Genomic DNA, 21,464 nt, shown 5'->3' with positions numbered 1-21,464 from the left:
TCCCGTTATTATTTCCCTTCCAGCCGACGCGTCAGCAGGAACTGCAACGCAGTCAGGATCATCAGCACCACGCCCATCAACACCGAGGCTGCCGAGGCTAGCCCGTAGAGCGACGCGTTAGACGAAAAGGCGGTCTGGTAGATGTACTGCACGATAAAGCTGTTGGCCGTGCCGGGGCCGCCGCCGTTGGTTAACACCCAGGCTTCATCGAAGATCTGCACGCTGTTGATGGTCAGCAGAATCACCACCACCAGAATGTTCGGCGCCAGAAGCGGCAGCGTCAGGCGATAAAAACCGCGCCAGCGCGAGGTGCCGTCCACCGCCGCGGCCTCATAAATATCACGCGGGATCGCCTGCAATCCGGCCAGCAGGATCAGGGTATAAAACCCGACGTGAAACCAGACGGAGACAAACACCACCCAGAAGCGCGACAGCGTCGGATCCAGCAGGAAGGTAATCGGCTGCCCGCCGAGCGACGACAGCACCAGATTCAGCAGGCCGTTGCGATTAAGGAACCACTGCCAGATCAGACCCACCACCACTGGTGACAGCAGCACCGGATAGAAGAACATCGCGCGGAAAAAGCCTCGGGCGATAATCTTGCGGTTGAGGATTAGCGCCGTCACCAGCGCTACCAGCAGCGTACAGAGCACGTTGAAAAAGGTGAACGACACCGTGTTGTAGACACCGGTCCAGAACAGATCTTGTTCACAGCTTGACGGCTCGGCGTAGTTGCCGCAGCTCAGCAATGTGGCAAAGTTATCCACGCCCACGTAGGGGCGTTCCCACAGCAGAATATTGGTGCCGCCGGTAAAGGCGTAGCACACCGCCAGCAGAATCGGAATAAAGACAAAAACGGCGAACAGCAGCATGTTGGGCGCGATAAAAAACCACGGCATCACTTTGCGACCACCGAGTTTTTGTAGCAGATTCACCGCTTTCTCTACTGGCGTCACCAGCTTATCAACCAGCGAACCTGCGGGCAGTAAGGCAATCTTTCTCATGTCATCCTCTCCCGTCGCGATAATTAATGCTCGGTGCAGCGCGGTAATGTGTCATCCGTTTCGCTATCGAACAGATGGCAATACGCCGGTGGAAAGCGGACGAACACCGATTCGCCTGCGGCGAACTCACGATGCTGCGCCAGATGGACGATCATCTCGTCGTCAATGCCGCCCATTCGCCCGTAGATGAAAGTCTCATGCCCCATCATCTCGCAGCGATCGACGCACAGCGCAATCCCCTCGCCTTCTTCAACCAGTTCACAGTGTGAAGGGCGAATACCGAGCGTGACGCTCTGTCCGACGGTGCCGATAAACGGCAGCACCAGACGATTACCGGACGGGCACTGCACCTCGACGCCATCCGCGCAGGTGGCAACGATCTGCGCCGGGAACATGTTCATGCGCGGTGAACCAATGAAGCCTGCGACAAATTTGTTTTTCGGCCGATTGAACAGCTCCAATGGCGTGCCAACCTGCTCAATGCGACCCGCGTTCAGCACCACAATGCGCTGCGCCATCGTCATCGCTTCCACCTGATCGTGAGTCACGTAAATCATGGTGGTACGCAGTTTCTGGTGCAGGCGGGACAGCTCGCCGCGCGTCTGCACGCGCAGCTTGGCATCCAGATTCGAGAGCGGTTCATCAAACAGGAACAGATCGGGTTCGCGTACGATCGCACGGCCAATGGCTACGCGCTGCTGCTGTCCACCTGACAGCGCGCGCGGCTTGCGATCCAGATAAGGTTCCAGCCCCAACATACGCGCCGCTTCATCAATACGGCTGTTAATTTCCGCTTTAGGGAAGTGCAGGTTTTCCAGCCCAAACGCGAGGTTCTTACGCACCGAGAGGTGCGGATAGAGCGCGTACGACTGAAATACCATCGCAATCTTGCGCTCCGCCGGCGTGAGGTCATTCACCTTGCGCTTGTCGATCCACAGTTCACCGCTGCTGATTTCCTCCAGTCCGGCAATCATGCGTAGCAGCGTGGATTTTCCACAGCCCGACGGGCCGACAAAGACCATGAACTCGCCGTCATGAATCGTTAAGTCCACGCCTTTGATGATGTTCACCGCACCATAACTTTTGTGGACGTTTTTTAGTTCCAGACTCGCCATTGTCAGCCCTCGCAAACAGAATCTAACTGTGCCAATAACATCAGCATGACCAGCGCCTGCCCGTAAGGCACGGCAACATTGGGAATATCGCGATAGAACTGTAAGTCGTGCCCCATCGCCGTGCCGTCCGAGACACCCTGCACCACACCCTGTGCGTCAATCTGCGCCACCACGGCGGCATAGCCTTTTTCCAGCACCTCCTGCGGGAAATCGTGCAGCATTCCCAGCCGACGCGCCGTCAGAATGCCAGCGATAAACCCGGCGCTGGCAGAGGTCTCCAGCGGTGAATCCGGGTCATCCAGCAGCGTGTGCCACAGGCCGGACTCGTGCTGGCAGCGCGCCAGCGTGGTCGTTTGCTGTTCCAGAATCGCTTCCAGCGTGCGCAGTACCGGCGCGGACAGCTCATCTTCCGCCAGCACCCGCATTTCCGGCAGCACCAGCGTGATCCAGGCATTACCGCGCCCCCAGAATGCATTGGCATAGTGATGACGACCGACGAACGTCCAGCCGTGATACCACAGCCCGCTACGCACATCGGCCAAATAGCGCGCGTGCGTGACGAGCTGGTATTCGGCCTCTTCAATGAGATCGCGGCGGGAGAGCAGTTTCCCCGCGACCACCAGAAACAGACCGGCCATAAACAGCGTGTCATCCCACAGTTGCCCGGTGTTCGGGCGCTCTTTCACCGTGTGCTGGAAGCCCCCGTCCTCGGTTTTCGGCAGCGAGTGCAGCAGCCAGTCCGCCCAATCGCTCACGGTTTCACGCCACTGAGCGGGCGCATCCGGTTTGTCCTGACACAGCAACGCCAGCACCAGCATCGGCGCCGTCGAGTTGATCTGACGCGGCGGCAGCCCGGCATCCAGCTTTTGCTGATACCAGTTCGCCAGCGTCGTCAGCATGGTGTCGTCCTGCGTCAGATGCGCCAGCTTCCAGAAACCGTACAGCCCGACACCGACTTCCCAATCCCACTCTTCGAATTGAATCGTCAGCCCGGCGTCCGGCGTGTCGTCCTGCGTCACGCTGTCGATTGCTTTCAGGCGGCAAAATGCCCGCGCCACCTGCGCCAGCAGCGCTTCGGTTTGTTGTCGGTTAAGTGAACCTGTCTGCATGTCATGGGTTTCCTGTGTTGAACTGCGGGACGACCGGGACATCGTCGGGAAAAATGAAAGGCTGCTGCGCCACGCTGAATCCTGCCGTGTGGCTAAAGGCCAGTTCGCCGTAATCGGGATCGTCGATACGTACGCCGTCGCGGTCCTGTATCAGCGAACGCCCTCGGAAGCGGGCAGCGAATGCAACGAATCCTCGTGCGCCGTCGCCGCTGTCCACGGCAACGAACCAGACGTTCTGCTCGCCATACGCGCGTAGTTCGCCTTCCGCCTGCTGGCCTGCGGTCGCAAACGGCTGTAATCCGGCGGGATTATGGAAGGCGGCATAGCCATTGCCGCCGCGTACGAAGCACCAGACGTCTTCAACGATGACGTCATCCAGTGCGGTTTGCGGCAGATAAAGGTGCGTCCACGGACGGACATCCTGTTGCAGATCGAACACCATCAGCGCGCGGTTACGGTGCTGCATCAGGTGCGGCAAACGCCCGTTCCCCGCCCAGTAAGAAGGACGGTGCACGCCGTCGGGACGATCCTCGCCGGGGTGGTTCACCCACAGGCGGGCGGCATAGTGTGTCCCCAGCCGCACGTCCAGCAGATGCTGCTGGTGTCCTGACTGGCCGGGGTGATGATCGAAAACAGAAGAAAAGGCGACATCCTGTTGCTTCCAGGCGATGATGCGGGCGCTACGGTTCAGCCCTTGTACCCAGCGTGCTTCTGCGCCGTGCGGCAGTGACCAGTGTGCAATCCGATCCGTCGTTTCCGGCGGTTGATAGTCGCTCAGGCACAGCAGCGGCAGCGCGGCGCAGTGCGGAATCAGCCAGCCCTCGCCCCACATCAGCGCACACAAGCCGGACAGCTCGGTCAACATGCCAGATCGCAGCTCTTTATCGTAGGCGCGTCCCATCGTGCCCACCGCGACGCCGTTCTGATGTACCCACGCCGTCATCAGCATGATGCGGTCAATCACCACGCGAGATTTCTCGCGCAAATCGGCGTCCTGCGCCAGTTCGTACAGCGCCATCAACCCAATCAGATCGATGGGGTAATAGGCAGCCGAGTTCCACTCCACCAGCCCGTGCTCCAGAATGGAATCAAACCAGCGCGTCAGGCGTTCGTGAGCAATCGCCTTTTGCTCCAGCCCACGGCGACCGCTGCACGGGAAGGTATCATCAGGAAAGTTTTGTCCGGCCAGATACTGCGCGACATGGAAACACAGGCAGTGGTTTTCACTCCAGAACCACATGGTGTCGTTGCCCGGTTCATCAATCCAATAGCGGAAACCGAGAATGGCGCTACGCACGCGACGCCAGTCCTGCGGCGGCAATTGCTGCCCCTGATAGCGCTGCCACAGCCAAATCAACGGCACCAGTTGGAAATCCGCACAGTCTTCGCGGCGGCTGATTTTTTGCAACGCGCTGTTGAGAATCGGCGCAGCAGCATCGTTGCCCTCACCTGTCGCAACAATCGCCAACAGCCGTCCGAGGCGTTCAAAACCGTGCAGCGCGGTATGGCGTAGAACCGCCTCACGCCGTGCTGCCAGCGTCGGTAACGCGGGCATCGTTTGTTCAGGTAAACGCCCAAAGCTGAGCGTGCGTGTCAGCGTAATACCGTTGCAGGTCGCGGCGCAGACCAGATCGTAGTAGCCCACCAGAGCGGAGGGTAAATCAACCTGCCAGCCCAGATTGCCAGCAGGCAGCGTCTGTTTCTGCTGCCATACGGGGACGGATTCGTTGACGTTACCAATCAAACGATGCGCCATCGTCACGGACTCCGGCAGCGGCTGCGTGCTGTTCAGCACCAGTACGGGCGGTTGAATCAGGTTATTCTCCAGCGCCAGCCCGTTTATCCAGCCATCCAGCGCGGTCAGTTGTTCACTGAGCGCCGTGTCGTCGTCAAGCTGCCAGCAGAGCGTGTCTTCCCCCTGATAACACAGGCTAAACAGGTAATCGGTATCGCGCTCGCACAGCTCTTCGCTATGAACCACCAGCGTGTTCATCCCGGCTTTCAGCGGCAGCGTGATAGCACAGGTTTGTTCGGTATTACGGGTAAAGGGCGTAAAGCGGGCAACCTGCTCGCCATTCAGCCACAGTGTGACCCCGCCGCAGGTGCTGAGCATAAAGGGTGCCGGCTGCGCGCTATCGCTGTGGATCACGCAGCGGGAAAAGCGCTGAACGTGAACCGGACACGGCCAGAAATCGCTGAAATTCACGCTGCGGCTTTCATCGCCACCGCTCCACATCAGCGGGAAGCGTAAATTGTCCGGCAACGCCACCTCTCGCTTTGCCTCTTCCTGCAAAAAACGCACGCGGCAGGGCAACACGCCGACATCGACAAAGCCGTTAATAAAGCGGTAATTCACCTTATCCGGCAGCGTATCCGGTTCGGCGAAATAACGTTTTTCCGTCAATTCGGTAATCAAAAACCGATTAATGACGCCGTTCTTCTTTAATTTCCAACCGATATTCATACGGAATCCTGTTTACGGCTTTGACAAATAAAATAACGAAAATGTATGGCTGCACGTATTTGCACTTTTGCTGTGCGTACGCTGCCAATATTTAGGGCAGCGAGCCATTCTCTGCACCGTAATATCGCAACTTGAATGCAAATTTGCATAAAATTGTCATTTGCATTCATTTATTGACATTTCGCATTAATAAATAAGATTCCCACGTTTATATATGTGATTAATATCACAAAAATGCTTTATTTAAATCAACATTTAAAATATCTTTAACCTTCCTCACATAAATCAGTCGGGGTTCTGTCCATGATTGCATGATGAAAATGACAGATGAATGCAAATTTGCATTAATAAGAAAACGGAATAACTCACAGAAAGAAAATAAGCCCCGTTAACAGCGACAGGGTATTTACGTCATTAATCACACTTATGATGTGGAGAGGTTTATGATGCGTTCCAACACCGCGTTATTTTTTTCCGCCCTTGCACTGGGGTTATTCAGCAACAGCGTGTTAGCCGCCAAAACGCAAATAACATTTTTATATAGTGACGACGATCCCGAATTAGTGCATTTCATGGAACAGAAAGTGAAAGCTTTCTCCCAAAGCAATGAGCGCATCGACGTGAATTTTGTCAGCACTGGCTATAACGCGCTGCAAACGCAGTTACCGATGCAGCTGGCGGCGGGCTTAGGCCCGGATATTGCCAAAACCACACAAATGGGATTGCTCGGGTATACGCTGGATTTGCGCCCTTACCTGAAAGACCCCGCCGCCTTTGAAAAACGCTACAGCGCCGGTATCGAAAAGATCATGCGCGTGAAAGGCGTGCATAAAGCAGATGCGCTGCCGGGCTTTGTCGCGTCCTGGACGGCCGATCTACCGTTCGTTAACGTGACGCTGTTTGAACAGGCGGGCGTTCCTCTGCCGCAGCCGGGTTACACGATTGATGATTTGATGAAAGCCTCGAAGCTGGTCGCGGAAAAAACCGGCGTACATATCCCCTTCACCATCGACCGCAGCGGTTTCCGCTTCTCCGGTCCGGCCTACTCTTACGGCGCACGCTACGATAAAGACGGACTGATCAACTTCCCGGACGCCGCCGCGCAGCAGTGGATTAAAGATCTGAAACGCTGGTCAGATGAAGGCGTGTTCCCACGTGAAATGTGGGGCGCAGCGGGCGGCGGCCAGTACAAGAGCATGGCGGACGATTTCGTGAACGGCAACATCGTGACCTACTTCTCCGGCAACTGGCTGTTGAACCAGTTCAGTAAGCAGATTGGCGACGGCTTTGACTGGAAAGTGCTGCCTGCACCTTGTAAAGAGAAGTGCATTTCGATGGGCGGTGCGACCTTTATCATGCCGTTCACTACCACCAAACATCCGCAGGAAGTGGCCGAATTCATGGAGTGGCTGGGTAGCGAACCGCTGCAACGTGAGATTGCCGAACGCTTCAATATCATCGTCGGCGCTGATATTACCGATCTGCACTACCAGACCAAAGATAAACACGTGATCGACGGCCTGAACACCGCGCGCGAAGAGATCAAAAAGATCCCGTCTTACGTCTTTGATTGGGAACGCATGGAAAGTTTGGGTGCGAACGAACTGTACCCCATCATTCTGACGCGCTTTACCCAATATCTGAACGATCAGGTGTCGTTTGATGAGTATCTGCGCCTGACGTCAAACGATGTGAAACGCCTCAACGAGACGATCGCGACCAATCAACAACAGCGGAAAAACGCACCGTGAAATGGCAACTAAGGGAGATCGGCATTGATGGCGATCGCCCCTTTGATCGTACGTGCGAAAGCGCGATATGCGAGCAGCACTGGTCAGGGCAAGGCCGCTATCTGCTGGTCACTGGCGGTTTCACCCGGCTGCTGCACTGGCATGACGGTCTCCTGAGCTGTCGCGGCGGCGACAGCTTTCCCATCGGCAATCCGGCCAGCCTGTCGCGGCTGGGGCTGTGGGCGATGCAAGAGATGCTTCAGGCCGTTGAGGGCATCACGCCGCTTACGCCACTCAGTGAAGCGCTGTTCCTGCACTTCGATAAGCATGTCGATCGGGTGATCGACTGGTCAAAGCAGGCGCAGGCCGTGGACTACAGCCTGCTAGGGAAAAGGGTGCTGGCACACCCGCACGACGCGCTGGCGGTGCAATTGCTGACCCGCTGCGCTGACGAGCTGACCGTACTGCTCAATAGCCTGCCGGACTCACCGACTGAAGCGGTCGACCTCAGTGGCGATCTGGCGGTGGCCTGCCTTCCCTATCTGGATTCAGGAGCACGCGCATCATGACGACATGGCTCTATGCCGGTGTAGATGGCGGCGGCACAGGCTGTCGGGCTCGTATTTATCAGGCCGACGGTACGCCGCTCGGTCAGGGGCATGGCGGCCGCGCCAATCTGCTGCTCGGCGTGGAAAGCGTGCGCCAGTCGGTGGACGATGCCATCGCACAGGCGCTGAAGCATAGCGGACTGTCGCCGGATGACGTATCCCGACTTAAAGTCGGGCTGGCACTCGCCAGCGCAGAACATCGCCTCGCCTACGAGTCCTTTCTGGCGTTGCCGCATCCTTATGCCGCTCAGGTACTCAATACCGATGCGCTGGGCGCCTGTCTGGCCGTCAATCAAGGGAAAGAAGCGGGCGTGGTCATTGCCGGAACCGGCTCCTGCGGGCTAGCGTGGCAGAAACAGACCATTACCGCCTACGGCGGCCATGAATTCCCAATCTCCGATCAGGGCAGCGGCGCACGCCTCGGGCTGGCGGCGTTGCAACACACCTACGATGTACTGCACGGCTGGTGCGCGCCGTCTGCGCTCAGTCAAAGCATCGATGATTTCTTTTCCGCCAGCGCAGCGCACGCGCAGGCTGCCAACACGCCCGACGCGCTACAGCGGTTTAGCCAGCAGGCAAAACCGGGCGACTACGCGCAGTTCGCCCGCCGCGTATTTGACTGCGCTCAGCAGGACGATGCCGTTTCTCACGCACTGTTGGCGCAGACGGCCAGCGAAATCAGCCTGCTGTTGGCCGCCGTGGCGCGCCATGCCACGCCTCGCTTATCGCTCATGGGCAGCATCGGCTTACATATTCGTCCCTGGCTGCCGGACGAGTGGCAATCCCAACTCGCCGCCCCGATGGGCGATGCGCTCGACGGCGCCCGATTGATTGCCTGTCATGATTATGCGTTATACAGCCATCCGTTATAAATAATGCCGGAGACATCAATGACATCACTTACTCGCAGAACTTTCGTCAAGCTCGGCGCAGGCAGCGCCATTACGCTGGCTGGCGGTTTTTTTCACACCAACGCCGAATCCTCAGCGCCTGCCAGTCCGCTGCGCATTGCCATTATTTCGGATGTCCACGTCCATAATATCTACGGCAACTACGATTTTGACGGCCTGCCCGATGCACAGACCGGAAAGAAGCTAACCATTCGCACCCTGAAAGATTCGGTGAATTCGACCCGCATCTTCAATGAACCCTACTTTGCACTGCTGGCCGCGCTGGACGAACTAGCAAAACAGCAGGTGAAATACGTGGTGCTGTCCGGCGATTATTCAGATGACGGCCAGCAGCCTACCGTTGAAGGCATTGCCGCCATCCTGACGCAGTATGAACAGCGCCACGGCATGCGCTTCTTCGCCACGCCGGGCAACCATGATGTCAATCGGCCACAGGGCGATGATTCGTGGCAAAGGATGCTCAACGCCGACGGCAGCAGCACGATGCTGAGCAGCAAGCCCGGCGTTAAGCTTGGCGATGCGCAGTCGCTGATTGTCACCGCTAAAATGCAGGCACTCGGCTATGAACGCGGCCTGCCGCTGATGAAGCCGTTTGGTTTCTTTAAGCGCGACGACTTCCTGCACTGGGAAACACCGTTTGGCGACAGCGACGAACTCAGTAAACGCCAGTATCTTGCCCGCTCACCGGACGGCAGCAAACAGTGGAACATTGTCGACGCGTCCTATCTGGTAGAACCGGAACCGGGACTGTGGCTGCTTTCCATTGATGCCAACGTGTATCAGGTCAAAGACGGCCCGGAGAAACGTGAAGGGATTGAAGGCTATTCCACCAGCAGTAATACCGGCTGGAATGCCTTGCTGACCGAGAAGCCGTTCATGCTGCCGTGGGTGAAATCGGTGGTACAGCGGGCGAAAGCGCAGAATAAGAAGCTGCTGGTATTCTCACACTATCCGCTGGTCGATTTCCTCGACGGCACGGTGGAGGACGAAAAACAGCTGTTTGGCAGCAACAGTTTCATTAAACGCACGCCGCGGCCGGACGTCGCCGAACAGGCGCTGGCGGCCGGAATCCGCCTGCACTTCAGCGGCCACCTGCACGTCAACGACACCGGCGTTTATCGCGGTTCACAAGGAACGCTGGTGAATGTCGCGGTGCCGTCGCTGGCCGCCTACCCGCCCGCGATGAAACTGGCGACGCTGCATAGCGATCGCGTCGATATCGACACGCTGGTTCTGCGCAACGTGCCGCAGTTCAACCATCTGTTCCCGTTTTATCAGAAAGAGCTGGAGCGCACCGGTGAGCCGCTGGGCGACATTCTGAAAAGCCGCGATTATTACGATTTCCTGCATCATCATCTGGCGCTACTGGTACGCCAACGCTTTCTGGTGAAAGACTGGCCGGAAGATTTATCGCCTCTCATCAACACGCTGAACTGCGCCGATCTGCTGTGGATTGCGCAGCAAAAAGAACCGCTTAACGCCAAAGCGCTGCCTGATGCCAGCGCGCGTAAGCCGAATGCGGTCGCAGGCACGGAGGGGTTACAAGATATTTCGCTGCTCACGCTGGTGACCGACTGGTATTGCCTGCGCAACGGCAGCGATCTCGCCTGGCAGGATATTCCGGCTGCGCGGGTGAAGCAGTACCGCGCCCTGCTCGCGGTCTACACGCCGACGGCCACGCTGCCGCCGGACAGCCTGCAATATCGCTTCGGCCTGATGCTAAAAATCCTCGCGGGATATATCAACGATGAGCCTGCAACTCGCTTTGTGGTTGATATGCAGGGGAATTTCGTCACAGTGTGATGTATTCATGGAATTGGCTTTTAGTCACATTGGTTATGCAGATGCAGAGAGCGTTTCGTGCGCTTCGAACATTGTCCTTTTCATGCTACGTCGTAGCACGCGCCCGACATAGGGGGCTACGCCAGCCCCCTATGAACCCCGGCTTTTGGCGGAATTATGCCGCTAAAGCGGTGCCTTCGTCGATATCAGGCTTAGAGGACCGCTTGCGACACGTTCCCTACGTGGCGCAAGCTTTCGCCGCGTCCATGCGGCTCATCCTAAGCCTGCTATCTCCTCAGCATAATTTTTTACGCCGCGAAAAGAAGCGCCATCGCGATATGAGTTGGCTGGGTTTTGTCAGCTGTGTGGCGCACGAAATCCCCCATACCTGTCAGCAATCACACCAAATCCCCCCTTAATCGACTTACATACTTTTTTACCTATTACCCCTACCGTCATCGCCAAAAAATGATATGTTATAATATAACAAATCAGACTTTTACCGATGATAATGACAAGTTTTTACTCCCTCTCTGCGCTGAAGCGCGTGTTACTGGTTTCTCTGCTGTTGGTGCTGTTGTGGCTATTGGTGGGGTGGGCGGTGGTGTTGCCATGATTGCCCTACAGGAACTGGCCTTTGGCTATCGTAGTCAGCCGCCTCTCGCGACAATCAGCGGATGTTTCCATCAGGGATCGCTGACAGCGATTATCGGCGCAAACGGCTGCGGAAAATCGACGCTGCTGAAAACGCTGGCTGGCCTGCTGCCACCGCTTTCCGGCTCATTCCGCCTCAGTGATAGCAGCAAAAACAATGCTATCGGCTATTTGCCGCAGCTCTCCGAATTCGATCGACAGTTTCCTATCAGCGTACGCGATCTGGTTCTCATGGGGTCACTACCCCATCGCGGCTTGCTGCGAAGTATCAACGCCAACTGGCACCGAAAAGCGACCGATGCGCTCGACGCCGTCTCTATGGCGGACTTCGCTGACCGACATATTGGCGTCCTGTCCGGTGGGCAGCTACAGCGCGTGCTTTTCGCGCGGCTACTGCTGACACAGGCTCCCATTATTCTGTTGGATGAGCCTTTTACTGGCGTGGATAGCCAAACCACGCAAGCGCTTCTACAAACGATCGAGCAGCTTCACGCCGAAGGCCGAACCATTCTGGCCGTTTTGCACGATCTGGAACTGGTCGGTCAGCACTTCCCGAACATCCTGCAGCTCACCTCGGACGGCCATCGCTGGGGGGATGCTCAGCCCATATTACACAGCCTGCGCAAGGCCGACAGCGATACGCCAACGCTCAGGATCATTACGTCATGATGTTATTTCACCTTATTGTTTCTCCTTTTGCCGAGTTCGGTTTTATGCGTCGGGCGTTGGTCGGCTGTCTGGTCATCACGCTGAGCGCCGCGCCGCTGGGCTGTTTCCTGCTGCTACGGCGCATGAGCCTGATTGGCGATGCCCTGTCGCACGCAGTCTTACCCGGCGTCGCCATCGGCTATCTCATCTCTGGGATGTCGCTGCTGGCGATGGGAATCGGCGGCTTTATTGCCGGGTTGTCCGTCGCCATGCTCTCCGGCTTCGTCACCCGCCATACGGAATTAAAAGAGGACGCCAGTTTCGCCGGGTTTTACCTCGGTTCGCTGGCGCTCGGGGTCACGCTGGTGTCACTGCGCGGCTCCAGCGTCGATCTGCTGCACGTACTGTTCGGATCGATTCTCGCGGTGGATCGCGCCGCGCTGATCGACATTGCGCTGATCGGATCCACCTCCCTGCTGGTACTGGCGGTGATCTATCGGGCGCTGGTGATTGAATCGTTTGACGTGACCTTCCTGCGCATGAGTTCAGGACGCTATCGGGCGTTGATCCACGGGCTGTTTCTGTCGCTGGTGGTGCTGAATCTGGTCGCCGGATTCCAGCTGTTAGGCACGCTGATGACGGTCGGCATGATGATGCTGCCAGCCGCCAGCGCACGGTTCTGGACGCAGCGCCTGCCCGTCATGCTCGGCATTGCAGTGCTACAAGGAATGGCCGCCAGCCTGATTGGTCTGCTGTGGTCTTACTATGCCGAGCTGCCTGCCGGGCCAGCCATCATCCTGACGATTACGCTGTTTTTCTGTTTCTCGGTCTGTGTGGGTCACAACGGTGGGCTGTTACGCCAGCGTCGTTGACCGCTCAATTTCGTTATCTGCAACTTTCTGTGAGGGAAAAATGAAACGTTCACTGTTAGCTATCGCGTTATCCGGCCTGCTGCTTAGCCCACTGGCGATGGCAAAGAATCTTGATGTAGTTGCCAGTTTTTCTGTACTTGGCGATATGGTCAGCCACATCGGCGGCGATCGCGTAACCGTTACCGATCTGGTGAAACCCAATGGCGATCCGCATGAGTTTGAACCGTCGCCAAAAGACAGCAAAACGCTGGCTCACGCCGATCTGGTTTTCGTTAACGGGCTGGGGCTGGAAGGGTGGATTGACCGGCTGGTCACCGCATCCGGCTATCATGGCGACGTGATTACCGCCTCAAACGGGATTGAAACCCGCACCATGGTGGAAGATGGCAAAACAGAAACCGATCCCCATGCCTGGAACAGCATGAGCAACGGCGTGGTCTACGCGCACAACATCGTCAACGCGCTGGTGAAAGCCGATCCCGCGAATGCCGACTACTATCGCCAGCAGGGTGAAGCCTACATCAAACAGCTACAGGAGCTGGACAGCTATGCGAAGAAAACCTTTGCCGCCATTCCGTCAGAACAGCGCAAGGTGTTGACCAGCCATGACGCGTTCGGTTACTTCAGCCAGGCGTACGGCGTGAAATTCCTGTCTCCAGTGGGCTACTCTACCGAATCAGAAGCCAGCAGCAAAAAAGTGGCCTCGCTGATTAAGCAAATTAAACAAGAGAAAGTGAAAAGCTACTTCATTGAAAACCAGACCGATGGACGTCTGGTGAAGCAAATTGCCAATGCCAGCGGCGCACAGCCCGGCGGTGAACTGTACCCGGAAGCCCTGACCGACGCCTCCGGCCCCGCCGCAACCTATACGGCCGCGTTTAAGCACAACGTCGATACCCTCGCCGCCAGCATGAAGTAAACCGCATTCCTGCCAGTGCCACGCCGCTGGCAGGAAACCGCTCTGCCCTGCCCTCTGGAAAAGATTCACTACACTTAATCCGTACGCTATTTCCAAGGGGGATCTATGACATCGCAATCGTTCAACAACGGCTTGTTACGCCAGAAACTGCGCGGGCTATGGTTTCTGGAATCCTTCATTGATGTGCTGGGTGACGGCAACGTGGTTTATATGATGGGAGAAGGAGCGACAGGCTATATCCAGTATACCGATGATAACTGGATGACGGTGCAAATCATGGGCAGCGACAGAGAGCCCTACGATGCCGGCATTATGACGGGTGGTTCAGAGCAGCAGCTGATGCAGGCCGCCGCCACCTACTTCGCCTACGCCGGTCGTTATGAAACCAATGACGCTGAGCAGACCGTCACCCACTATCTGGACTATTGCCTCATTCCGAACTGGGTTGGCTCCAGCCAGTTGCGCTACGCGCTGTTCAGTGAAAACGACACGCGTCTTTCTTTAACCACGGATCCGATGACGTTCAACGGCGTGGTGCATAAACCTGAACTCAACTGGCGACGGCAATCGGCCTGACATCATCCGTCAGGCACAAACCCGGCTTACACCAGCGTCAGACTGAACGTTTTACCTTTCAGTTGCTCCTGCACCTCGGGCGCGAGCGCACTATCGGTGATGATATCGGTCAGTTCAGACAGCGGCGTCACGCAGAACAGCGAATAGGCGCCGTATTTACTGCTGTCCGCCAGCAGTATCCGGCGGCTGGCATTCACGCCGAGATCCTGTTTCACACCCGCTTTTTCTTCCGTTGGCGTAGTGATCCCTTTATCCAGACTCCACGAGTTACAGCTGATAAACGCGATATCGGGATAAATGCTGCGTAACAGACGGCGGCCGTGTTCACCAATACAAGACTGGCTACTGTCATCAATACGCCCACCGATAATCGTCACTTCAATTTGTTTGAACTCAGACAGGAACAGCGCAATTTGTAAATCGGCGGTAATCACGCGCAGCGGCAAATGCGTCAGGTGACGCGCCAACTCCAGCATGGTCGTTCCCGCATCCAGCACTACCGCGCTACCCGGTTTAACCAGCGTCGCGGCATAGCGAGCTATCGCCTGCTTCTCCTGAAGACTGCGCTGTAATTTTTCATTCGTGGTCGGCTGGGAAGGAATAAAACGATTGAGCGTCACGCCGCCATGACTGCGACTAATCACGCCCTGTTCATCCAGCTTGATCAAATCACGGCGGATCGTCGCTGGGGAAGCGTCGATCACAGACACCAGCTCATCTACCGTCACCAGATTATGGCTTTTCAGATAATCCATAATCTGATCAAGACGGCTCTGGCCTCTTACTTTATCCCCGCTCATGCGGAAAGCATCGGTTAATGTAGGATCCACGGCGATACCCATCTTGCTGTCATAAAGTTGTTTTAAATTGTTGGTTGCAGGATACCAGAAACCTTCCCGAACGCGGGAAGGAAGATATCCTGCAATGCGCACTGTATCGCGTTTTATTCGCTTACAAAACCCATGCCATCAGCGGTGATAAGTTACCGCCAATCAGGCCAGTTGCATCGCGAGCTGGATAGAGATCGCCATGCTTTCGGACTTCGCTTTACCGGTCCAGGCAATGTCAAACGCCGTACCGTGGTCAGCAGAGGTGCGGATAAACGGCAATCCGGCAGTGATGTTCACCCCATCATAGAAGCCCAGCAGCTTGAGCGGAATGTGTCCCTGATCGTGATACATTGCCACTACCATGTCGTACTGACCTTCATACGCCTGCAAATAGACGGTATCCGGCGGGCACGGGCCATAAACATCAATGCCTTTGGCCTTCATGGCTTCAACCGATGGCGACACAATTTTGATCTCTTCGTCACCAAACAGACCATTCTCGCCCGCATGCGGGTTAACCCCGGCAACGGCGATGCGTGGGTGGGTAAAACCGACGCGCTTGAGGAAGACATCCGCCATGTCGATCACCGTTTCCACGCGCTCGCGGTTCAGCGTATCCAGGAATTTACGCAGCGCGATGTGCGTTGAAACATGGATCACCTTCAATTTATCGGTATACAGCACCATCGCATAGTCGCGGCTGTTGGTCAGCTTCGCCAGCAGCTCGGTGTGACCCGGATAAATATGCCCCGCCGAGTGCAGCGCTTCTTTATTCAGCGGTGCCGTCGCAATCGCGTGGACCTCACCGGCCATCGCCAACGCAGTCGCTTTCTTGATGCAGCGATAAGCCAAATCACCCGCCTGTGCCTGAACGACGCCCGGCTTCAGCGCCTGCGGATCTTCCAGCGGCTCATCAATGATGTTGATGACGCCTGGCGCGAAGACCGCGTCAGCGGGTTTATCAATGATTTTCAGCTCTACGGCTGGCACGACATTCAGTGCCAGAATACGTTGCATCGTCTGTACGCAGCCCACCACCACGGCAGACGCGCCGGAAAGCTCGCCCTCGGCCAGCGACTTGATAATAATTTCCGGTCCAATCCCTGCCGGATCACCCATCGTTACCGCAATAATTTCACTCACTGACCTTCTCCTCAATAAAACGTAAAACGTCGAGCAAAGTAGTTTCGTTGCCAAAACCCCCCGCTTTAGTCATCACAGGGGTCGTGCCGACAACGCTGTTCAGCAGGTATCCCCAGGGCACACAGGATGCGATTTGCCCCTTAATCTGAAAGCCGGTAGCACCCAGTGCGGTTGCAACGGCAATCGCAATGTCACCACCGGATAAATACAGTCCTCCCAGCTTGCGCCGATGAGTACCGTCCGCTGTCAGGCTGTCTAGCGCCTGAACAAGGTTGCGCGTAAGTTCCCCCAGATAGTGGCTGATCGTTTCGCCAAGCTGCTGTCGGCTAAGCCCAAGCTGCTGGCACCGCGCGTCGATTTCGAAGCGCTGATTTTCGTTGTGACAGGTACGAATAATGCAATGGTGGCCGTTCAGCAGCGCCGTCACCGCCTCCTCACACTGGGATGCCATGACGGTGGATGAATGGGGTGAAAAGAGCGCGTTGATATCGATCTCAACCAGCGTGACATTGCTGAGCAGTTTGGCGGCCGCAATCTGTTTTTGAGCGATATCGCTCATTGACCCGACGATAGCCAGCAGCGGCTTCGCCGTTTTGCGCGTAAAATCCTGCGCATTCGCCAGCGCTTCGCTCAGGCCTGCCGAACCGACCAGCAAAGGACGAAACGGTAACGCGCTGGCGGCATCAACGATCTTCTCCAGATCGTCCTGTACATCCGTATCAAGAATAATCAGACGCACGCCTTCGTTCGCCAACTGCTGCAAACGGTGAGCTAAATTGGCCTGACGGACGTCATCAAGATGTATTTCCGCCACCGGTAACGCGGTTTGCTCCGCCAGACGGGCAGCGATAGAAGCGGAGGTCACCGGCGTTTTGGGATCGCTGGCAAACTCCGTATCGGTAAGCAAACGCCCATTCACCCAGACTTCGCCTTTGCGGGTCACGCGTCCCAGCGTTGGCGACGCAGCGGCAATCAGCGCTACGGGCACCTCTGCCGCAGACAGCGCAGCGGCAATTTCCGCGCCCAGATTTCCACGCAACGTCGAGTCAATCTTCTTGATAATCCAGCCCTGTCCGCCTGCTGCCTGCCAGGCTGCAACCGCTTCTGCAGTACGTTGAGACGCCACGTCGTCACGTGCCGCACGGCTATCGGTGTTGATCACCACCGCATCACCCAGTAAGTCCGCGTGCAGTTTATTAACGTCAAAGACGACGCTAACCCGTGCGCCATGCTGCGCCAGACCGACGCCCGCATCATTGGCACCCGTAAAGTCATCAGCGACCACTAAGACCTGTTCTGCTGATTGCTGCACGTTTGACATACTCCATCCCCGATTCAGATTACCTGATAATGATTATATTGAATCACATTTGATTATATGTGAGCAATATCAAATTATTTAAAAGGAATTTCACCTATAAATTATCACCACGATGTGGCAAATGGCGTTTAGCAGTAACCAAAATCACTCCATTTGACTGAAAGTAATCACCATCGCAACCATTATCATAGTGATAACGCTCTGGCGAAGAAGAGAAAAGGCAAGGTAATAAGCATGAATATCAATAGCACTATCCTCAGCGGTTACCGGGTACTTCAGGACATCAGTCACCTGTTGGCAGGAAAACAGCACGTTTTATTTGTCACCGACAAAAACATCGTCGGGCTGCCTGACGTTCAGGCGCTGATCGCACAAGTTAAGCAAGCCGTTCCGCAGGTTCTGTTAGTTGATAATGTTCCTGCCGAGCCAAGCCAGCACGACGTTGCCAAGATATTGAGCCAGCTCACACAAACCCAGACCGATCTGGTGATCGGCGTCGGCGGCGGTAGCGTGCTGGATGTCGCCAAACTGCTTTCCGTACTGTGCGCAGGCGACGAGACCGTCACGCTGGATAGTCTGCTGGCAGGGGAAAAACCGACTCGCCGCACGACATCGCTGCTCATCCCAACCACCGCAGGAACGGGATCAGAAGCCACGCCGAATGCCATTCTGGCGATCCCAGAAAAAGAAACCAAAGTCGGTATTATTACGCCCGTGATGCTGCCGGACTACGTTGCGCTGGTGCCAGAGCTGACCATCAGCATGCCATCGCACATCGCCGCTTCAACGGGTATTGATGCGCTCTGTCACCTGATTGAGTGTTTCACCTCAACGATTGCCAACCCGGTCAGCGACAACTACGCGCTGATTGGCCTGAAAAAGCTGTTTGCCAACCTCGAAACCTCCGTACGCGAGCCGAGCAATATGGAAGCCAAGCTGAACATGCTGTGGGCGTCCTATTACGGCGGTGCCGCTATTGCCCACTCCGGTACGCATCTGGTTCACGCCATGTCTTACCCGCTGGGCGGCAAATACCACATCCCACACGGCGTGGCGAACGCCATCCTGCTCGCCCCTTGCATGCGTTTCGTGCAGGACGCCGCACAGGACAAATTCGCACAGGCGTATGACCTGCTGCCGGATGCCGATCTGACACTGGGTACTGCGGAAAAAGCGCAGGCGCTGGTGACCTATTTCAGCGAGTTGGTTAAACGTCTCAACCTGCCCAACACCTTACAGCAGCTCGGCGTGGAAAAAGACCACCTGCCGTATCTGGTTGATGCCGCGTTACAGGTTCAGCGCCTGATGAAAAACGTGCCGACACAGGTCAGCGCCGACGATGTCCGCGAGGTGTATCTGACCCTCTTTTAAAGCGCGGGTTTCGGCAAAACGGTTTTAAGTTTTCATCTTTTTGATTACGTGTCACGAGGAAGAACAATGAGTAAAAATATTACCGGCGTCCTGACCGCCATCGTCACGCCGTTTGATAACCAGGGCGAATTTAACCCCGCTGCCATGCGTATTCAGGTTCAGCGCCAGATGCGCTACGGCAACGGTATCTTTTGTAACGGCACCAACGGTGAGTTTTTCGTACTGCACACCGATGAAAAAGTCGCCGTCACTGAAACCTGCGTTGATGAAGTCGCCGGAAAAGTGCCGGTTGTCGGCCACATCGGTGAAATCTCCACGCGGGAAACCATCAAGCTCGGCAAGCGCATCGCCGCGCTGGGTGTTGATGCCGTTTCGGTCATCACCCCGTATTTCATCCCACTCAAACAGGAAGAACTGATCGCCCACTACACCGCCGTCGCCGATGCGCTGACTGTGCCGGTGTTTCTCTACAACATTCCTGCACGCACGGGGAATACGCTGGCGCCGGAAACCGTCCGCACGCTAGCGGATCACCCGAACATCATCGGCATCAAAGACAGCGCAGGCAGTTATGAAAGCCTGAGCGGCTATGTGCAAGCGGTGAAAGGTGTACAGGGCTTTAACGTATTGAATGGCCCAGACTCGCTCATTCACCAGGGCTTTGTTGACGGCTGCTCCGCCTGTATTTCCGGGCTGGCTAACGTGGCACCGGAACCGATCAGCCAGATTTGGCATCGTTTCCACGCCGGTGACATTGAAGGCTCGCGTCAGGCACAAGAACAGGTTGCCGAGTTGCGTAAGACACTGTATGCCATCGCATTCTCACCTGCTGTGGTGAAAAAAGCGCTGGCGATCATGGGTGAAGATGTCGGCGTCAGCCGCTATCCGATCCAGTTTTCCGCACAGGATGAAGACAACATCCGCAACATACTTAGTCAATTCTCGCAGTAACAGAGAAATATCAATTTCCACTTATAGGCCGAGAAGATATGAACCATTTTAACCTTACTGACACCCTCATAATCGTTGGGATGATTGTGTTTTATATCGCATTCACCTCATGGTTAACCTACAAGCTCCGCAGTAAATCGAACACCGAGTTCATGGAAGGGTCACGCGCGCTACCGGCGTTTATCGTCGGTATCCTGCTGATGACTGAATTCATCGGTGCTAAATCCACCATCGGTACGGCACAGTCTGCCTTTGAGAACGGCTTTGCCGCATCCTGGTCGGTGATTGGTGCCGCCATCGGCTTCCCGCTGTTTGGTATGATTCTGGTGAAGAAGATTTATAACACCGGGAAGATCACCATCTCTGGCGCGATTGCCGAGAAATACGGTACCAGCACCAAAAACATCATTTCGATCATCATGATCTATGCGCTGTTGCTGGTAAACGTGGGCAACTACGTCAGCGGCGCGGCGGCGATTGCCACGGTGCTGAAAGTCTCCCTGCCTGTTGCCGCATTGATCACTGCGGTCGTCAGTACCTTCTACTACTACTTCGGTGGCCTGAAAGGAACAGCCTACATCACGCTGATCCACAGCGCTGTGAAGTACGCTGGCGTCATGATCATCCTGTTCGTGGCATTGAAAATGACTGGCGGCTTCAAGCCGATGTTCGAACAAATGCCGGATTACTACTGGACGTGGGACGGTAAACTCGGCGCCAGCACCATCTTCGCCTGGTTGATCGGGACTATCGGTTCGATCTTCTGTACGCAGTTCGTCATTCAGGCCATTTCGTCAACAAAAGATGCCACCAGCGCCAAACGTGCCACCTGGGTTGCCTTCTTCTTCTGCATGCCGATTGCACTGGCTATCGCGGTCATCGGTGTCGCAGCGAAGTTTGCTCACCCTGAAATCAACAGCCTGTATGCGATGCCGGTCTTCCTGCAAGACATGAACCCGTGGCTCGCTGGTCTGGTCACTACATCACTGGTCGCGTCTATCTTCATCAGCGTGAGTATGGTGGCACTGGCTATCGTTTCCCTGCTGATTAAGGACTTCTACGTTCCTTACTGGAAACCGACACCAGAAAAAGAGATGAAAATGACCCGAATCCTGTCGCTTGTCGTAGGTTTCGCGCCGCTCGTCTTCGTTCTGTTCGTTCCTGAAATTCTGAAGCTGTCGTTCTTTACCCGTGCTATTCGTCTGTCGATTTCCGTGGTTGCGGTGATTGCGTTCTACCTGCCGTTTTTCAACAGCGCACGTGGTGCAAACGCCAGCCTGATATCAGCCTGCGTCGTCACCTCGGTCTGGTACATACTCGGTAACCCATACGGCATCGATAATATGTACGTCGCATTGGCCACGCCAGCGATCGTCATGCTGATCGACCGCATGATTCCGAACAAAGCGAACAAAATCAAAATTTCTCAAACTGAAAATAAATCAGGAGCCTGAGT

Annotated in this window: 18 protein-coding genes; 11 read left to right on the top strand and 7 right to left on the bottom strand. The window is 55.9% G+C overall.

The features are described 5' to 3' along the window. Positions 1-8: 8 nt before the first annotated feature. The 4 genes from AB8809_RS03865 to AB8809_RS03850 are packed head-to-tail and all read right to left on the bottom strand — an operon-like array spanning position 9 to position 5,692. On the bottom strand, positions 9-1,004 hold the full coding sequence (locus tag AB8809_RS03865; protein WP_180778586.1) for a carbohydrate ABC transporter permease: 996 nt from the start codon (positions 1,002-1,004) through the stop codon (positions 9-11). Positions 1,005-1,027: 23 nt separating this feature from the next. After that, positions 1,028-2,119 (bottom strand): ABC transporter ATP-binding protein, encoded by a 1,092-nt coding sequence (locus tag AB8809_RS03860; RefSeq protein WP_181845944.1) that lies wholly within the window; start codon positions 2,117-2,119, stop codon positions 1,028-1,030. A 2-nt stretch (positions 2,120-2,121) separates the two neighbouring features. Further along, positions 2,122-3,228 carry a glycoside hydrolase family 105 protein gene (locus tag AB8809_RS03855; protein WP_182100583.1) on the bottom strand — a complete coding sequence of 369 codons (1,107 nt, stop codon included), beginning with the start codon at positions 3,226-3,228 and terminating at the stop codon, positions 2,122-2,124. Between the two features lies 1 nt (position 3,229). Then, positions 3,230-5,692 (bottom strand): hypothetical protein, encoded by a 2,463-nt coding sequence (locus AB8809_RS03850; RefSeq protein ID WP_349854535.1) that lies wholly within the window; start codon positions 5,690-5,692, stop codon positions 3,230-3,232. A gap of 443 nt (positions 5,693-6,135) precedes the next feature. On the opposite strand from AB8809_RS03850, the gene AB8809_RS03845 reads away from it, so the two are divergent. The 8 genes from AB8809_RS03845 (at position 6,136) to AB8809_RS03810 (ending at position 14,392) form a co-directional block, all read left to right on the top strand. Then, a complete protein-coding gene (locus tag AB8809_RS03845) occupies positions 6,136-7,443 on the top strand; it encodes an ABC transporter substrate-binding protein (protein ID WP_181829285.1) in 1,308 nt (435 codons plus the stop codon). Beyond that, entirely contained in the window at positions 7,440-7,991 is a 552-nt protein-coding gene (locus AB8809_RS03840) for a glucosamine kinase (protein WP_349854536.1), read from the top strand. The genes AB8809_RS03845 and AB8809_RS03840 overlap by 4 nt, the downstream gene beginning before the upstream one ends. Next, positions 7,988-8,902: a BadF/BadG/BcrA/BcrD ATPase family protein gene (locus AB8809_RS03835; RefSeq protein WP_349854537.1), complete on the top strand. Its 915-nt coding sequence runs from the start codon at positions 7,988-7,990 to the stop codon at positions 8,900-8,902. The genes AB8809_RS03840 and AB8809_RS03835 overlap by 4 nt, the downstream gene beginning before the upstream one ends. 18 nt (positions 8,903-8,920) lie before the next feature. Beyond that, the gene (locus AB8809_RS03830) at positions 8,921-10,744 is read left to right on the top strand and encodes a metallophosphoesterase (protein ID WP_349854538.1); all 1,824 of its coding nucleotides are present in this window, start codon (positions 8,921-8,923) and stop codon (positions 10,742-10,744) included. A 591-nt stretch (positions 10,745-11,335) separates the two neighbouring features. After that, positions 11,336-12,046, top strand: coding sequence for an ABC transporter ATP-binding protein (locus tag AB8809_RS03825; protein WP_349854539.1), 711 nt, complete (start codon positions 11,336-11,338; stop codon positions 12,044-12,046). Then, a complete protein-coding gene (locus AB8809_RS03820; protein WP_349854540.1) occupies positions 12,043-12,897 on the top strand; it encodes a metal ABC transporter permease in 855 nt (284 codons plus the stop codon). The genes AB8809_RS03825 and AB8809_RS03820 overlap by 4 nt, the downstream gene beginning before the upstream one ends. A gap of 40 nt (positions 12,898-12,937) precedes the next feature. Then, positions 12,938-13,816 carry a metal ABC transporter substrate-binding protein gene (locus AB8809_RS03815; protein WP_336711958.1) on the top strand — a complete coding sequence of 293 codons (879 nt, stop codon included), beginning with the start codon at positions 12,938-12,940 and terminating at the stop codon, positions 13,814-13,816. A gap of 105 nt (positions 13,817-13,921) precedes the next feature. Then, the gene (locus AB8809_RS03810) at positions 13,922-14,392 is read left to right on the top strand and encodes a lipocalin-like domain-containing protein (RefSeq protein ID WP_180778577.1); all 471 of its coding nucleotides are present in this window, start codon (positions 13,922-13,924) and stop codon (positions 14,390-14,392) included. Positions 14,393-14,418: 26 nt separating this feature from the next. Here the strand turns inward: AB8809_RS03810 and AB8809_RS03805 are convergent, their stop codons facing one another. From AB8809_RS03805 to dtnK, 3 genes are all read right to left on the bottom strand, one after another. After that, the gene (locus tag AB8809_RS03805) at positions 14,419-15,234 is read right to left on the bottom strand and encodes a DeoR/GlpR family DNA-binding transcription regulator (protein WP_043881832.1); all 816 of its coding nucleotides are present in this window, start codon (positions 15,232-15,234) and stop codon (positions 14,419-14,421) included. A gap of 150 nt (positions 15,235-15,384) precedes the next feature. After that, a complete protein-coding gene (locus AB8809_RS03800) occupies positions 15,385-16,365 on the bottom strand; it encodes a D-threonate 4-phosphate dehydrogenase (protein WP_349854542.1) in 981 nt (326 codons plus the stop codon). After that, the gene (gene dtnK / locus AB8809_RS03795; RefSeq protein ID WP_349854543.1) at positions 16,358-17,686 is read right to left on the bottom strand and encodes a D-threonate kinase; all 1,329 of its coding nucleotides are present in this window, start codon (positions 17,684-17,686) and stop codon (positions 16,358-16,360) included. Before dtnK ends, AB8809_RS03800 begins: the two co-directional genes overlap by 8 nt. Before the next feature lie 234 nt (positions 17,687-17,920). On the opposite strand from dtnK, the gene AB8809_RS03790 reads away from it, so the two are divergent. The 3 genes from AB8809_RS03790 to AB8809_RS03780 all read left to right on the top strand — a co-directional run bounded on the left by AB8809_RS03790 (position 17,921) and on the right by AB8809_RS03780 (position 21,462). After that, positions 17,921-19,057 carry an iron-containing alcohol dehydrogenase gene (locus AB8809_RS03790; RefSeq protein WP_349854544.1) on the top strand — a complete coding sequence of 379 codons (1,137 nt, stop codon included), beginning with the start codon at positions 17,921-17,923 and terminating at the stop codon, positions 19,055-19,057. A gap of 66 nt (positions 19,058-19,123) precedes the next feature. Then, positions 19,124-20,008 carry a dihydrodipicolinate synthase family protein gene (locus tag AB8809_RS03785; protein WP_349854545.1) on the top strand — a complete coding sequence of 295 codons (885 nt, stop codon included), beginning with the start codon at positions 19,124-19,126 and terminating at the stop codon, positions 20,006-20,008. A gap of 38 nt (positions 20,009-20,046) precedes the next feature. After that, positions 20,047-21,462 carry a sodium:solute symporter family protein gene (locus AB8809_RS03780; RefSeq protein WP_320702661.1) on the top strand — a complete coding sequence of 472 codons (1,416 nt, stop codon included), beginning with the start codon at positions 20,047-20,049 and terminating at the stop codon, positions 21,460-21,462. Positions 21,463-21,464 lie beyond the last annotated feature (2 nt).

The organism is Pectobacterium aroidearum (assembly GCF_041228105.1).
Lineage (GTDB): Bacteria > Pseudomonadota > Gammaproteobacteria > Enterobacterales > Enterobacteriaceae > Pectobacterium > Pectobacterium aroidearum.
This window is presented reverse-complemented; position numbering and strand designations above follow the sequence as displayed.

Bases quoted from the DNA above. Each gene is read 5' to 3' on its own strand.
- AB8809_RS03805 (WP_043881832.1), bottom strand. From the start codon at position 15,234: ATGGGTATCGCCGTGGATCCTACATTAACCGATGCTTTCCGCATGAGC.
- AB8809_RS03780 (WP_320702661.1), top strand. From the start codon at position 20,047: ATGAACCATTTTAACCTTACTGACACCCTCATAATCGTTGGGATGATT.
- AB8809_RS03865 (WP_180778586.1), bottom strand. From the start codon at position 1,004: ATGAGAAAGATTGCCTTACTGCCCGCAGGTTCGCTGGTTGATAAGCTG.
- AB8809_RS03845 (WP_181829285.1), top strand. From the start codon at position 6,136: ATGATGCGTTCCAACACCGCGTTATTTTTTTCCGCCCTTGCACTGGGG.
- AB8809_RS03830 (WP_349854538.1), top strand. From the start codon at position 8,921: ATGACATCACTTACTCGCAGAACTTTCGTCAAGCTCGGCGCAGGCAGC.
- AB8809_RS03825 (WP_349854539.1), top strand. From the start codon at position 11,336: ATGATTGCCCTACAGGAACTGGCCTTTGGCTATCGTAGTCAGCCGCCT.
- AB8809_RS03850 (WP_349854535.1), bottom strand. From the start codon at position 5,692: ATGAATATCGGTTGGAAATTAAAGAAGAACGGCGTCATTAATCGGTTT.
- AB8809_RS03855 (WP_182100583.1), bottom strand. From the start codon at position 3,228: ATGCAGACAGGTTCACTTAACCGACAACAAACCGAAGCGCTGCTGGCG.
- AB8809_RS03810 (WP_180778577.1), top strand. From the start codon at position 13,922: ATGACATCGCAATCGTTCAACAACGGCTTGTTACGCCAGAAACTGCGC.
- AB8809_RS03790 (WP_349854544.1), top strand. From the start codon at position 17,921: ATGAATATCAATAGCACTATCCTCAGCGGTTACCGGGTACTTCAGGAC.
- dtnK (WP_349854543.1), bottom strand. From the start codon at position 17,686: ATGTCAAACGTGCAGCAATCAGCAGAACAGGTCTTAGTGGTCGCTGAT.
- AB8809_RS03815 (WP_336711958.1), top strand. From the start codon at position 12,938: ATGAAACGTTCACTGTTAGCTATCGCGTTATCCGGCCTGCTGCTTAGC.
- AB8809_RS03785 (WP_349854545.1), top strand. From the start codon at position 19,124: ATGAGTAAAAATATTACCGGCGTCCTGACCGCCATCGTCACGCCGTTT.
- AB8809_RS03835 (WP_349854537.1), top strand. From the start codon at position 7,988: ATGACGACATGGCTCTATGCCGGTGTAGATGGCGGCGGCACAGGCTGT.
- AB8809_RS03860 (WP_181845944.1), bottom strand. From the start codon at position 2,119: ATGGCGAGTCTGGAACTAAAAAACGTCCACAAAAGTTATGGTGCGGTG.
- AB8809_RS03820 (WP_349854540.1), top strand. From the start codon at position 12,043: ATGATGTTATTTCACCTTATTGTTTCTCCTTTTGCCGAGTTCGGTTTT.